Here is a 14,148-nt window from a genome sequence, read left to right on the forward strand (position 1 = left end):
GTCAACGATGACCAAGACCCGCTTGCACGCCCCGGCCCAGGATGAACTCGATCCCGAGGAGCGGATGTCCCGTGACGAACTGCAGGCGTTACAGCTGACCCGGCTGCAGAAGACCGTACGGCTCGCCTACCAGAACGTTCCTCTCTATACCCGCAAGTTCAACGAGGCCGGAGTGCACCCGGACGACATCCGCACCCTGGACGATGTGGCCCTGCTGCCCTTCACGACCAAGGACGACCTGCGCGTCTCCTACCCGTTCGGCATGTTCGCGGTGCCGTTGGACCAGGTCGCGCGCATCCACACCTCCTCCGGGACCACCGGGCTGCCGACCGTCGTCGGCTACACGAAGAAGGACCTCAGGATGTGGGCGGGCCTGGTGGCGCGCAGCCTTCGCGCCTCCGGCGTGCGGCCCGGCATGCGCGTGCACAACGCGTACGGTTACGGCCTCTTCACCGGCGGCCTCGGCGCGCACGCGGGCATCGAAGCGCTGGGCGCCACCGCCATCCCGATGTCCGGCGGCCAGACCAACAAGCAGGTCAAGATGATCCAGGACTTCGAACCGGACGTCATCATGGCCACGCCCAGCTACCTGCTGACGATCACGGATGCGATGGTCGCGGCCGGCATGGACCCTCGCTCGTCCAGCCTGAAGGCGGGCGTGCTCGGCGCAGAGCCGTGGACCAATCAGATGCGGCTCGAGCTGGAAGACCGCCTCGACTTCGACGCGCTCGACATCTACGGGCTCAGCGAGGTGATGGGCCCGGGCGTGGGCAACGAGTGCATCGAGACGAAAGACGGACCGCACCTCTGGGAGGACAACTTCCTGCCCGAGGTCATCGACGGCGACAGCGGACTCGTGCTGCCTGACGGCACCCAGGGTGAGCTCGTGTTCACGTCGCTGACCAAGGAAGCTTTCCCGGTCATCCGTTACCGAACCCGCGACCTGACCCGCCTGCTGCCCGGATCGGCGCGCCCCGGCATGCGCCGGATGGAGAAGATCACGGGTCGCAACGACGACATGATCATCCTGCGCGGCGTCAACCTGTTCCCGACCCAGATCGAGGAGATCGTGCTCAGCATCCCGAGCCTCTCCCCGCACTTCGTGATCGAGCTGACCCGGCCGAACCGGATGGACGAACTGACCGTTCGGATCGAACGGCACGAGCACGCCAGCGATGTCGCCTCCGACATCGCCTCAGCGCTGCTGATCCATAAGATCAAGGACCTGATCGGGTCCAGCGTCAACGTGTTGATCGTCGAACCCGGCACGCTCGAGCGCAGCACCGGCAAGCACAAGCGTGTCTACGACCTGCGCTGAGTCTGCCGCACAACCCGCGCAGTCACGGGCCGGTCGTTCCTCCGGAAACCCGGCTCGTGACAGACTTCTCGATTATGTCTGAACCAGCCCTGGCCAAGCGTGGCCGCCCCGGATACGACCAGCCCGCCATTCTCGAGGTGGCGGTCGCCGCCTTCAACGAGTTCGGTTACGACGCCACCTCGATGGGCGTGCTCGCGACCCGCCTCGGCCTGTCGAAATCGGCGATCTACCACCACTTCACCTCGAAGGAGGAGCTGCTGGAACAGGCTCTCGGCGAGGCCCTCGACGGACTCGAAGGGGTGCTGCTCAAGCAGAGCGCCCAGTGCGGCCCGGCCATCGACCGGCTCGCCGCGGTGCTGCGCGGAGCCGTGGAGGTGCTCACCTCCCGGCTGCCCTACGTGACGCTGCTGCTACGGGTGCGCGGAAACACGGATGTCGAGCGCGCCGCGCTCGCCCGCCGGCGCTTATTCGACCGGGCCGTATCCGCCCTCGTGGTGGAGGCCCGCGATGAGGGGTCCCTGCGCGGCGACATCGACCCTCGGATCGTGACCCGGCTGCTGTTCGGCATGGTGAACTCGATCGTGGAGTGGTACCGGCCGGAGGGGCCGGAAGATGCCGGTCAACTCGCCAACGATGTGCTCGCGGTGGCGCTCGACGGGCTGCGGGTGGCGCCGGGCTCGCGGGTCTCGGCGAGCTCGACCACCGAATAGAGGAGACACGTGAACGAGAACTGGAAGATCACGCTCGGCGAACTTGACGAGAAGATGGGCGTGACCATCCTCGAGCAGTCCGCGGAGCGGGTCGTCGCGACGATGCCGGTGGAGGGCAACCGGCAGTCCTTCGGGCTGCTGCACGGCGGGGCATCCGTCGCCTTCGCCGAGGCTCTCGGCTCGTGGGCTGCCGTGATCCATGCGGGCCCGGGGCGAAGCGCGGTGGGCCTCGACATCAACGCGACCCACCACCTCGCGGCGCGGTCGGGAATCGTGACCGGGGTGGCGACGGCCATCCGGCTCGGGCGCACGATCGCCTGCCACGAGATCGTGATCAGCGACGACCAGGGCCGTCGGTTGTGCACCGCGCGCATCACGAACCTGATCGTCGACGCGCCCGACCGGCCGCCGTTCGTGCCCCGGGCGCAAGACGGCGCGACACCGGTGGACTAATCTCACTTACATGAACGCATCGGACCCTGACCAGGAGCCCCGGCCCACCCCCGGGAGCGACGCCCGCTGGACGTTCCTGACCAACCACGCACACGTTCTCGTCACGATCGCGCGGGATCCGCAGTGCCGGATGCGCGAAGTGGCCTCCCGGGTGGGCGTCACCGAGCGCGGGGCCCAGAAGATCATCGCCGATCTCGTGGCGAGCGGTTACATCACGAGAACCCGGGTCGGGCGGCGCAACAGCTACCAGATCGCCCCCGGGCGACCGTTCCGGCATCCGGTGTCCGAAGGACACGAACTCGACGAGCTGCTCGCCGTGCTCGTGCCGGTCCCACCCCCCAAGTTGGACACCTGAACGGCAGTTCGCTAATCTGGGAGTGTTCTGATCGTTCTTCCTCATTCATCCCCCAGTTTGGAGAGTCCGCCGTGAGCACCGAAGGCACCACCCCTGCAGGCACACCGGAAACCGCCGAGGCGTCCACGCCGGCGCCGTCGCCAGCCGGCAGCATCGTCGTCGGCCACGACGGCTCGGCCTTCGCAGACCACGCGCTCAGCACGGCGCTCGGGCTCGCCGATCAGTTGCACGCCCCGGTCGTGATCGTGCGCGCCTGGTCAATCGACACCGCCCCCAGGCCCGCGAACTGGGAGTTCGGCTACGTGTCGACGTTCGCCGAATACTCGGAGGCGGTTCGGGCCGCACTGATCGAGGACACCGCTGCGCTGGTGCATGCCTTCCCGAACGTGACCGTCGACTACCGGGCCGTGCATGCGGGGCCTGCCCGCAGCCTGATCGAGGTGTCGCGTGAGGCGCGGATGCTCGTGGTCGGTTCCCGCGGGCGCGGCAACCTGGCCGGACTGTTGTTGGGCTCGGTCAGCGACCAGTGCACCCGGCTCTCGGTCTGCCCGGTGCTGGTGACGCGCAAACGACCGAATCGCTGACCCAGACGGATGCCCACCACCTCTCCCGCAGCGGCGGCCACCGAGCACGCCGCCTGGCACACCCTCTCGGCCGCTGAAACCACGGCGGCCCAGGACGTCGACGCCCGCGCCGGGCTCGCCGCATCCGAGGTCGACGACCGCCGTCGGCGATACGGACCGAACTTGCTGCGTAAGCCGAAACGCGTGCCGACCTGGCGCAAGATCGTGCGCCTTCTCGGCGAGAAGATGACGATCGTGCTCCTGGTGGCCGCGGTCGTCAGCGCCGTCGTCTCGCAAGAACTCGAGACACCGATCGTAATCCTGGTCGTGATCATCCTCAACACCGTTCTGAATTATGTGCAGGAGCGGAGGGCCGAGAGCAGCCTCCAGGCGCTGCAGCAGCTGTCGGAAGGCAAGGCCGTCGCTCGGCGGGACGGAACCGAACTCGAGGTGCAATTCTCCGATCTTGTGCCGGGCGACATCGTGCTCCTCGATGCCGGGGACTCCGTTCCGGCGGACGGTCGCATCATCGAGAATGCCGGCTTGCAGGTGGCCGAGGCGACCCTGACCGGGGAATCCGAGCCGGTCGGGAAGACGATTCCCGCTCTGGACGATGCGGAACTGCCGCTCACAGACCGCACCAACATGCTTTTCATGAACACCCTGGTCACTCGCGGCCGCGCCACCATGGTGGTCACCGACACCGGCATGGGCACGGCCGTCGGCGGCATCGCGGTGCTGTTGAACGAGGTGAAGAACGACAAAACACCGTTGCAGCGGAGGATCGACCAGCTGGCCCAGCTGCTCACCGTGGCGGCGCTGGTCGTGGTGGCGATCGTCTTCGTGCTGGGCCTCCTGCGCGGGGACTCCTGGACCGAGCTGCTGATCACCGCCGTCTCGCTGGCCGTGGCGACCATTCCTGAGGGTCTCACCGCGGTCGTCGCGTTCACCCTGGCGATGGGCGCCTCCCGGCTGGCCGCCCGAGGCGCCATCATCAAGCAGCTCTCGGCGGTGGAAACCCTCGGCAGCGTCAGCCATATCGCCACCGATAAGACCGGCACGCTGACCATGAACGAGATGACGGCCCGCCGACTGCACACCCATGGCCGCGATTTCCGCATCACCGGCGAGGGCTACTCCACCGACGGCCGGATCCTCACCGGTGATGACCGGCCCCTGCCTGACCTCACCGAGGCGTTCCTAACCATGGCCCTGTGCAATGACGCCGTACTGAACGACGGCGTGCTGGTCGGCGACCCCACCGAAGGAGCCCTGGCCGTTCTCGCCGAGAAGGGCGGCATCGACGTCGCAGCTGCGAGGCGGACCCACCCCCGGGTAGCCGAAGTGCCCTTCGACTCCGACTACAAATTCATGGCCACATTCCACCGGCCGGCAGAGCCGACGACCGGACTGCCGCGACCGCCCGGACACCGCTGCTTCGCCAAGGGCGCACCGGGCGCACTGCTGCCCCTGACCGACTCGGTGCTCACCGACGACGGCATCCGCCCTCTCGATGCCACCATGCAGCAACGAATCCACGACACCATCCAGGAACTGGCCGGTGAGGGCCTGCGCACGATCATGGTCGCCGGACGCACCCTCGACGCCGGCACCGTTCCGGGCGACGACTCGGGTCGCTCCCTGGTCACCGGTCTGACCCTCTACGCCATCGTCGGAATCGTCGATCCACCCAGGGTTGAGGCGGCCAAGGCCATCGCGGTGGCGCTCGGCGCCGGCATCCGCGTGCACATGATCACGGGCGACCATCTCGTGACGGCCTCGGCCATCGCCCGCAACCTGGGCCTGCCCGGAGAGGCTGCTGCCGGTCCTACGCTGGACGACCTCGACGATCACGCGCTCGCCGCGCGGGCCGCTGACTACGGGGTACTCGCCCGGGTCACCCCGGCCCACAAGATCCGGGTGGTCAGGGCGTTGCAGGCCGGCGGCAATGTCGTTGCAATGACCGGTGACGGCGTCAACGACGCGCCGGCCCTGAAGCAGGCCGACATCGGCATCGCCATGGGTATCACCGGCACGGATGTCTCCAAAGGCGCCGCAAACATGATCCTCACCGACGACAACTTCTCCACGATCGTCGCCGCGGTGCAGGAGGGACGCGGCATCTACGCCAACATCCTGAAGTTCGTCAGGTTCCAGCTGACCACGGCGTGGGGATTCGTGCTCATCTTCCTGATCGCGGGCGTCACCGGGTGGGCCGCGGGCGCGCCGTTCACGGCGCTTCAGATCCTCTGGGTCAACATCATCATGGACGGCCCACCCGCACTGGCGCTCGGCTTGGATCCGGCCGAACCCGGAACGATGAGCTGGCCTCCGCGCCCGTCCAACGAACCTCTGCTCACTCGGGACAGGATGCTGCGTATTCTCGGGCTCGGCCTCGTCATGGCCGCGGGAACCCTGACCGTGTTGACCCAGGCGTCCGCCCTGTTCCCGGACAGTGCGGGCAACGCGGCCTTCGCCACCACCCTCGCGTTCACGACCTTCGTCTTCTACCAGGTGTTCAACCTGCTCAACGTGCGCTCGGACACCCACTCCGTCTTCTCACTCCAGACGTTCACCAACCGCAGCATCTGGCTGGCACTCACCGCCGTGATCATCCTGCAGGTCCTCGTGGTGCAGATGGACGTGCTCCAAGGACTCTTCGACACGACCTCCCTCACGTCGGGCCAATGGGGTCTGTGCGTGCTGGTCGGGTCGTCGGTGCTCTGGATCGAGGAGGTCCGAAAAGCCATCGTGCGGGCAGCCGGGCATCGCGCAGCTCGCCGCTGAGACCTGCCCGACCCGCAACGCGAGAAGGGGCATCCACCGTGACGGCGGATGCCCCTTCTCGCGTTATTTCAGGAGGTGCTGGAGTTGCTGCCGACTACATTCCGGCGAGGTCGCGCACCGACGTGTCGCCGGGGGCCGCGTTCGTGAAGGAGGCCTCGATCTCGGCGCGGCCCAGCAGCTCATCCATGCGGCGGCGACGCTGCTTCGGGATGAGCGTGACGACGGTACCGGACTTGCCGGCGCGCCCGGTACGACCGGAGCGGTGCAGGTAGGTCTTGTACTCGTCGGGAGCGTCGGCCTGGATGACCAGGTCGATGTCGTCCACGTGGATGCCGCGAGCCGCGACATCCGTTGCCACCAGCACGTTGACGCGACCGCTGGTCAGCATCTGCAGGTTGCGGGTGCGGCGAGCCTGGTTCAGGTCGCCGTGCAGGCTCGTGGCCTTCACGCCGGCGTCTTCGAGCTGCTCGGCGAGCTGTTCGGCGTAGGCACGGGTGCGCGAGAAGATCAGCGTCTTGCCCTGGCGGTCGACGAGCTGGCCGATGATGGCGCTCTTGTCGCGGTGCTCGATGACGAGCACACGGTGGTCGATGGTGGAGGAGGCCTGATCTTCGCCGGCAACCTCGTGCACGGCCGGGTTGACCAGGAATTCCTTGACCAGCGAGGCGACGCCCTTGTCGAGGGTGGCCGAGAAGAGCAGCTTCTGGCCGCCCTTCTTGGTCTGACGCAGGATGCGCTGAACCGGCTCGAGAAAGCCCAGGTCGCACATGTAGTCGGCCTCGTCAAGGACGGTGACGACGACCTCGCTGAGGTCGAGGCGACCCTGCTCGATGAGGTCTTCGATGCGACCGGCGGTGCCGATGATGATGTCCACGCCGCGCTGGAGGGCGCTGACCTGGCGGTACTGCGGAACGCCGCCGTAGATCTGGGTGGTGAAGAGGCCGACGCTGCGGGCTATGGGCTGGATGGTGCGGTCGATCTGCAGGGCCAGCTCACGGGTCGGGGCCAGAATGAGCGCGCGGGGCTTGCGGGCCATCTTGCGGTCCTTGGCGCCGTTGTTCTCCAGCAGCTTCTCCACGAGGGGAGCGCCGAAGGCGATGGTCTTGCCGGAACCGGTCTTGCCACGGCCGAGCACGTCGCGCCCGGCGAGTACGTCCGGGATGGTCGCGGCCTGGATCGGGAACGGCGCTGCGGCACCGAGGGTGGCGAGCTCGCGCACGATGTTCTCACCGAGGCCCAAGTCGCCGAAGGTCACGCCGACGACTTCGGCAGCCGTCGTCGCGATGGCTTCGAGGCGCTCAAGCACGACGTCGTCACCAGCGGCGAAGTGCGCCTTGGTGTCGCGGTCGGGGTAGAAGTTGCTGGAGTGGCCGCCATCGGACGCCGAGCGGGCCGGACGCGCCGGACGGTCGGAGTTCGAACGCTCGGAACGGTCGTAGCCGCCACGCTCGGTGCGGGCCGGACGGTCGCCGTAGGACGAACGGTCGTTGTTGTTGTACGCCGGACGATCCGTGCGCGGGGCTCGGTCGCCGTAGGAGGGTCGGTCGTTGCCGTAGGACGGACGGTCCGTGCGCGGACGGTCGTTGTTGTACGCCGGACGATCCGTGCGCGGGGCACGGTCGCCGTAGGAGGGTCGGTCGTTGCCGTAGGACGGACGGTCCGTGCGCGGACGGTCGTTGTTGTACGCCGGACGATCCGTGCGCGGGGCACGGTCGCCGTAGGAGGGTCGGTCAGTGTTGTACGCGGGACGGTCGCTGCGGGGACGGTCGCTGTTGTACGAGGGACGGTCTCCGCGCGGGGCACCACCAGAAGAGGGACGGTCGCTGCGGTTCGGGCGGTCGCCGTAGGCGGGGCGCTCGGAGCGCTGGCCGTAGGTCGGGCGGTCGTTGCCGGCGGGGCGGCCGTTGCCGGAGGCCGGACGGTCATTGCCTGCGGGGCGGCCGGCGGCACGGTCGGCCCGCTCGCCGGCGTTCCACCGGGCTTTCTTGGGCGCACCCTCGGCGGCGTTGTGGCCGCGGTGTCCGGGGCTCTTGCTGCCGCCCTTGGACGGTCCACCCTTGGCGGAGTACTTGGGATCGAAGTTCTTAGGCATGAAAAATGTTCCTGGGTTGTATTGGGTACATGGCAGAACAACGCCGCACACGCGACGCAACCTGAGAACCCGGGCAGTCTATGGCCGGGGCCGTTCACATACAGTGATTTTTCACCAGCGGATTACTGGGAAACCGGCCCATCCTGACTTACAAACCCATCCGCGCACACAAAAAAACGCACGGTGTCAAGAGCCGACCTGTCTACGTTACCTGATCGATGCCGCAATGTCACGGATCACCTTCACCGCTTACTCTGTTCACATGCTGACGACCATCAACATTGAGTCCCCGCGGCAGCCGGAGATCGCCGCGTTGCTGCGACTGAGCGGCGATTACGCCCACTCGCTGTACCCACCGGAGAGCAACTTTCTGCTCGACGTCGACGAGCTCGAGCAGCCGGGTGTCGCCGTGTACGTCGTGCGGGATGCGACGGCCCGCGCCGTGGGGATCGCCGCGCTGGTTGGTGGGGCCGGCACGACCAGCGCGGCGGAGCTGAAGCGCATGTTCGTGCACCCCGACGCCCGGGGCCGCGGCGTGGCCGCCCGCCTGCTGGCGGGGATCGAGACGGATGCCGCGGCCCGCGGCATCCGAGAAATCGTGCTGGAGACCGGACCGGAGAGCTATGCCGCGCTCTCCTTCTATCGGAGCGTCGGCTACCGGGAGGTTCCCCTATTCGGTCAGTACGTGGGCGAAGCCTTCAGCGTCTGCTTTGCCAAGACGATCCCGGGAACCCGGCCATGACCCGGGATCGGGCAGCCGCCGGCACTTTGGCGCAGGTGAGTGTGCATCGCGCACGGAGGACGGTGTCCTGGCTGGGAGTGGCCGCGACCAGCCCGAGAATCGTGCAGGCGGTCAAGGCCGCCATCGCCGTCGCCATCGCCTGGTCGATCGCGCCGTTGCTGCCTGGTGTGGCGGATGACTACCCCTACTACGCCCCGCTGGGCGCGCTAGTGAGCATGTACCCGACGCTGATGAGTTCGGTGCGGAACGCCCTGCAGACCCTGGGCGGCCTCACCGTCGGAATCCTGCTCGCGGGGGCGGTCATCGTTTTGAGCGAGCCGAACGTTCTCACAATCTCGCTCGCGGTCGGCGTCGGCGCCGCGATCTCGGCCACCGGCTGGTTCGGCGCCAGCCGGGAGTACATTCCGGTGACGGCGCTGTTCGTGCTGATCGTCGGCGGGCCGAATGCCGACGGTTATTCCATCGGGTATCTGGTGCAGATGACGCTGGGAATCGCGATCGGCCTCGCCGTGAACCTCCTCTTCTTTCCGCCGTTGGCCTTCGAAGCCGTCGGCCAGCAGCTGATCCGCTTTCGCCGCACGCTGGCCGATCAGCTCTCGGAGGTGGCCGACGCCCTGGCCGACAGCTGGCCGCCTGAACGGGACGGTTGGGCCTTCCGCAGTCAGGAACTCGTGGCGGTCGGCCGCGCGGTGCGCGTGGCGGTCAGTCACGCCGATGACAGTCGCAAGGGCAACCCGCGCGCCCGCGTGCATCAGCGGGATCTTCGCTCGGACTACGACGAGCTGTCGGCCCTTGAGGACGTGACCTTCCACGTGCGCGACTTGACGGAGGTGCTGGCCGCGGCGGTCTGGGGGCAGCCGGTCCAGCTCGAGTTGCACCCCGAGTTGCGGCCGGCGCTCGGCCGGACCTTACACGCCGCGGCCGCCGTGCTGCGGGACTGGGACACGGATGATGACGAGCAGGCGGCATTCGCCGAGGCGGGTGCCGCTCTGACGGACCTGATGACCGAGCTGGACGAGCGGCGAAACTCTGCCCCGGTGATGTCGCTGGGGGTCGCGGCGACGGTCGCGATGGACGTCACCCGCATTCTCACCGCCCTTCGGCCGCATATCCTGCCGGAGGCCGACGAGGGCGACCAGGCCGACGAGGCAAACGCCGCCCCGGACCCGACGCCGACGCGCTAATCCAGGCGAGGACGCCCCGCCCCGTTCCCGGACGGGATTCGGTGCGGCGCGAGAAACGAATTAGTCTCGTTGCACTACCCCGCAGCTCGGAGCACACGTGAACACCGGCCCACGCCATCCCCGATTCGGCTCGCATCGCATCCGTTTTCTGACGATTGCCGGCGCGGTGAGCATCGCCGTGGCTGCGACGGCCCTCCTCGGCGGCTTCCGCCCCCAGCTGTATTCCGTGACGCCCGACGAACCCGGCGACCAGCGCAGCGAGCTCGTCACGACCCAGATCGTCGGCATCCGAACATTCGAGCGGCCAGGTGGCATCACGGTCGACGAAAATGTTGAGTACGGCACCCAGGCGGACGGTGCCGTGCTCACTCTCGACGTGTGCTCGCCGGCGATCACCCCCGCTGCGGAAACGACCCTCGAGGCGGCGCCGCCGGTCGTGCTGTCCTCGGAGGACGCGGCGGCCGCGCTGCGTCCGGCCGTCATCTCCATCCACGGCGGCAGTTGGGCTCGAGGCGACAAGGGCAACAGCGACTGGCGCGCAGTCTGCGCCTGGCTCGCCTCCGAGGGATTCGTCGCCTACTCGGTGAACTACCGGATGGTACCGGATGCCGTGTTCCCCGCCGCGCTCGACGACGTCGCCCTGGCCGTGGAGTGGGTCCGCGACCCCGTCAATGCGCAGACCCACGGCATCGACCCGGACCGGATCGGCGTGTTCGGCGGCTCGGCCGGCGGCAACCTCGCCGCACTGCTCGGCACCCGCGGTTCCGGGTCGCTGACCACGGGGGCCCGGGTCGCCGCGGTCGCCGAACTCTCCGCGCCGCTCGACCTCAGCCACAAGGCGCTCGTCACGGGCCGGGCCCCCGCGGGGCTGCAGAACATTGTGCGCGACTACGTCGGCTGCGAAACCCTGCGCGACTGCGCCAATGCCACAGCCGCGTCGCCGGCGAGCACCCTTGACCGCAGCGATCCGCCCGTATTCCTCGGCTCGTCGACCGACGAGTACATTCCGCTGTCGCAGGCCACCGGGTATGCGGCGGCACTCGAACGCTCGGGCGTCGCCCACGAGCTCGTGACGGTGCCGGGAACGCTGCACTCGATCGGCATCCTCGACGCAACCATGCGCGAGAAGGTGGCTGCCTTCCTGCACACGACGCTCGGTGAGTAGCCGCGAGGCCGTCTGGCGGCGGCGGGCCGGCGATGCGGCGCGTCCTCGCGGCGCAGGGTAGGGAAGCGGGCACATGTTCTAACGTGCGCCCGCCTCCACAGGGTGCGCCGCGAGCGTTGTGGAGGCCGCGAGCCACGGCAGGCAGCGCGGAGGCGGGGAGCCGAGGGCAGGCAACACATGTGCCGCAGGACTACGTGCCGCGGATGCGCCGGGAGAGCTGCGCGGCGGTGCCGCCGAGCTGCGCGGCGAGCGCCGGCCAGTCCACCTCGGCGATGCGCTCGCGTGGGAAGGTGACGGCGATGCCCGCGGCGGGCCAGCCCGCGTGGTCGCGCACGGCGACGGCGACGGATGCCATCCCCTCCGTGATCTCCCCGTCCTCCAGGGCATACCCGTCTCGGCGCACCTGTTCAAGCAGGGTGCGCAGCTCCGCCGTGGTGCGTGGTCCCCGGCCGTGGCGCGTGGCGAAGGCGGCGGCGTTGGGGTACAGCGCCCGCAGCTGGGCTGCCGGCAGCGCGGCGAGGAGCGCACGCCCGCTCGCGGTGAGGTGGCTCGGGAGGCGCACGCCGACATCCGTCACCAGCGACGGGCGACGGGGGGCGCGCTCCTCGACGAGGTAGATCACGTCGCGCCCGTGCAGCACGACGAGGTGGGCGCTCTCACCGAGCCGGTCGACCAGCGCAGCGACGAGCGGACGGCCAAGGTGTGAGAGGGGCTGCTGCCGGGAGAAGCCCGAGCTCAGCTCGAAGGCGGCCAGGCCGAGGCCGTATCGCTGTTCCTCGGGCAGGTGCACCACGAAGCCCTGATCGGCGAGCACCGCGAGCAGGTCGTAAACGCTCGAGCGGGGCAGGCCGAGGGCCGTGGCGATCTGGGACGCCGGCACCGGGCCACGCTGCGTGGCCAGATGGGAGAGGATGCGCAGCGTGCTTTGCGCCGCCGGAACCTTCGACGGGGTCATGCGCCTGCCTCCCGTGAACGGTGTGCGTGAACGGCACCGCTGAATGTCCGGTATCCCGGACAGCATCCACTCTAATCCCGTCGTGCAGGCGGTCCGGCTGGTGTCGAATCGGAGTATGAACCTCGCTAGCGCATCCGTCACCGTGGGTACCGGCCCGATCTCGTTCGCCGACGTCACCGCGGTGGCCCGCCACGATGCGCCCGTCCTGCTGCCCGCGGCGGCGCGTGAGGGCGTCGCCTCGACCCGCCGCATCATCGAGGGACTCGCGCAGGACGTGCACCCGCACTACGGGATTTCTACCGGCTTCGGGGCTCTTGCGACGACGTTCATCGAGAGCGACCGCCGCGCCCAGCTGCAGGCGAGCCTGGTGCGCTCGCACGCCGCGGGCAGCGGTCCCGAAGTCGAGCGCGAGGTCGTGCGCGCGCTGATGCTGCTACGCCTGTCGACTCTGATGACCGGGCGCACCGGCGTGCGGCCCGTGGTCGCCGAGACCTACGCGGCCCTGCTCAACGCCGGGATCACCCCCGTCGTACACGAATACGGCTCGCTCGGCTGCTCGGGCGACCTCGCACCGCTCGCGCACTGCGCGCTCGCGGTGATGGGCGAGGGGCTGGTGCGGGATGCGTCCGGCACCCTGATGGACGGCGGTCTGGCCCTGGCCGCGGCCGGCATCACCCCGGTCGTGCTGGCCGAGAAGGAGGGGCTCGCCCTGATCAACGGCACCGACGGCATGCTCGGGATGCTCGTGCTCGCCCTCGCCGACCTGTCCCGCCTGCTCACGACCGCCGACATCGCTGCGGCCATGAGTGTCGAGGCCCTCCTCGGCACGGATGCCGCCTTCGCCGCCGACCTGCAGGCCCTCCGCCCCCAGCTCGGCCAGGCCACGAGCGCGGCCAATCTGCGCGCGCTGCTGGCCGGTTCCCCGCTGCTCGCCAGCCACTCCGGTCCCGACGACCCCACCGTGCAGGACGCCTACTCCATCCGCTGCGCCCCGCAGGTGCACGGCGCCGCCCGGGACACGATGGACCACGCCGCCCTGATCGCCGGCCGCGAGTTGGCCAGCGCGGTTGACAATCCCGTGGTCACCCTTGACGGCCGGGTGCAGTCCAACGGCAACTTCCACGGCGCCCCGGTGGGCTACGTGCTCGACTTCCTCGCGATCGCCGCCGCGGACGTCGCGAGCATGAGTGAGCGGCGCACCGACCGCCACCTCGACGCGAACCGCAACAAGGGACTGCCGCCGTTCCTGGCGCACGAGGTCGGCGTCGACTCGGGGCTGATGATCGCCCAGTACACCGCCGCCGGGATCGTGTCGGTTTTGAAGCGGCTGGCGGTGCCGGCATCCGTCGACTCGATCCCGTCGTCGGCCATGCAGGAGGACCATGTGTCGATGGGCTGGGCGGCCGCCCGCAAGCTGCGGCACTCGATCGACGGCCTCGGCCGGGTGCTCGCGATCGAGGTGATGACGGCGTCGCGGTCGCTCGACCTGCGCGCGCCGCTCACTCCCGGCGCGGCCACCGGCGCGGTGCGGGCCCTCGTACGCACGGTGGCCGACGGCCCCGGCCACGACCGGTTTCTCTCCCCCGAGATCGAGGCGATCGTGGGCCTCGTGGCGTCGGGCGCGGTGCGGGATGCCGCGGCGGGCGTGGTCGGGCCGCTGGCCTGAGGCCCCGCAGGCGTCGCAGGGCAGCACGGCATCCGGGCTGCGTCAATCGCTTGTCGGCCCCTCGGGCCCATGTCATGATGTGACCCGCTAACCCGTTGCAACCGCCCCGGGATTGCCCGTCGATACCCTGAATCGATGCCCTGAAACAGTGAACTGCG

At 69.0% G+C, this 14,148-nt stretch carries 12 protein-coding genes; 10 read left to right on the forward strand and 2 right to left on the reverse strand.

All coding sequences use genetic code 11. The features are described 5' to 3' along the window. Positions 1-7 precede the first annotated feature (7 nt). The 6 genes from paaK (at position 8) to CXY79_RS13760 (ending at position 6,186) form a co-directional block, all read left to right on the forward strand. Positions 8-1,318 (forward strand): phenylacetate--CoA ligase PaaK, encoded by a 1,311-nt coding sequence (gene paaK / locus CXY79_RS13735; RefSeq protein ID WP_104102725.1) that lies wholly within the window; start codon positions 8-10, stop codon positions 1,316-1,318. Between the two features lie 74 nt (positions 1,319-1,392). Beyond that, positions 1,393-2,028, forward strand: coding sequence for a TetR/AcrR family transcriptional regulator (locus tag CXY79_RS13740; RefSeq protein WP_104102571.1), 636 nt, complete (start codon positions 1,393-1,395; stop codon positions 2,026-2,028). 54 nt (positions 2,029-2,082) lie between these two features. Beyond that, positions 2,083-2,481 (forward strand): hotdog fold thioesterase, encoded by a 399-nt coding sequence (locus tag CXY79_RS13745; RefSeq protein ID WP_104102727.1) that lies wholly within the window; start codon positions 2,083-2,085, stop codon positions 2,479-2,481. Positions 2,482-2,491: 10 nt separating this feature from the next. Next, positions 2,492-2,836 carry a winged helix-turn-helix domain-containing protein gene (locus CXY79_RS13750; protein WP_104102573.1) on the forward strand — a complete coding sequence of 115 codons (345 nt, stop codon included), beginning with the start codon at positions 2,492-2,494 and terminating at the stop codon, positions 2,834-2,836. Positions 2,837-2,907: 71 nt separating this feature from the next. Next, complete coding sequence (locus CXY79_RS13755; protein WP_233191501.1) at positions 2,908-3,420, forward strand: universal stress protein; 513 nt, start codon at positions 2,908-2,910, stop codon at positions 3,418-3,420. A gap of 9 nt (positions 3,421-3,429) precedes the next feature. Further along, a complete protein-coding gene (locus CXY79_RS13760; RefSeq protein WP_104102575.1) occupies positions 3,430-6,186 on the forward strand; it encodes an HAD-IC family P-type ATPase in 2,757 nt (918 codons plus the stop codon). 94 nt (positions 6,187-6,280) lie between these two features. Here CXY79_RS13760 and CXY79_RS13765 read toward each other — a convergent pair whose 3' ends face one another. Beyond that, positions 6,281-8,278: a DEAD/DEAH box helicase gene (locus tag CXY79_RS13765; protein WP_104102578.1), complete on the reverse strand. Its 1,998-nt coding sequence runs from the start codon at positions 8,276-8,278 to the stop codon at positions 6,281-6,283. Positions 8,279-8,540: 262 nt separating this feature from the next. On the opposite strand from CXY79_RS13765, the gene CXY79_RS13770 reads away from it, so the two are divergent. The 3 genes from CXY79_RS13770 to CXY79_RS13780 all read left to right on the forward strand — a co-directional run bounded on the left by CXY79_RS13770 (position 8,541) and on the right by CXY79_RS13780 (position 11,369). Next, positions 8,541-9,020, forward strand: coding sequence for a GNAT family N-acetyltransferase (locus tag CXY79_RS13770; RefSeq protein ID WP_104102733.1), 480 nt, complete (start codon positions 8,541-8,543; stop codon positions 9,018-9,020). A gap of 62 nt (positions 9,021-9,082) precedes the next feature. Beyond that, positions 9,083-10,204, forward strand: a complete 1,122-nt coding sequence (locus tag CXY79_RS13775) for an aromatic acid exporter family protein (protein ID WP_134343423.1) — start codon at positions 9,083-9,085, stop codon at positions 10,202-10,204. 97 nt (positions 10,205-10,301) lie between these two features. Then, positions 10,302-11,369: an alpha/beta hydrolase gene (locus CXY79_RS13780; RefSeq protein WP_104102583.1), complete on the forward strand. Its 1,068-nt coding sequence runs from the start codon at positions 10,302-10,304 to the stop codon at positions 11,367-11,369. Positions 11,370-11,559: 190 nt separating this feature from the next. On the opposite strand, the gene CXY79_RS13785 is transcribed toward CXY79_RS13780, so the two are convergent. Beyond that, positions 11,560-12,324, reverse strand: coding sequence for an IclR family transcriptional regulator (locus tag CXY79_RS13785; protein WP_104102587.1), 765 nt, complete (start codon positions 12,322-12,324; stop codon positions 11,560-11,562). 115 nt (positions 12,325-12,439) lie between these two features. Between CXY79_RS13785 and hutH the strand changes: the two genes are divergently transcribed. Further along, positions 12,440-13,990 (forward strand): histidine ammonia-lyase, encoded by a 1,551-nt coding sequence (hutH, locus tag CXY79_RS13790; protein WP_104102589.1) that lies wholly within the window; start codon positions 12,440-12,442, stop codon positions 13,988-13,990. The last annotated feature ends 158 nt before the right edge of the window (positions 13,991-14,148 follow it).

It is taken from the genome of Cryobacterium sp. M96 (assembly GCF_002929845.1).
GTDB lineage: Bacteria > Actinomycetota > Actinomycetes > Actinomycetales > Microbacteriaceae > Cryobacterium > Cryobacterium sandaracinum.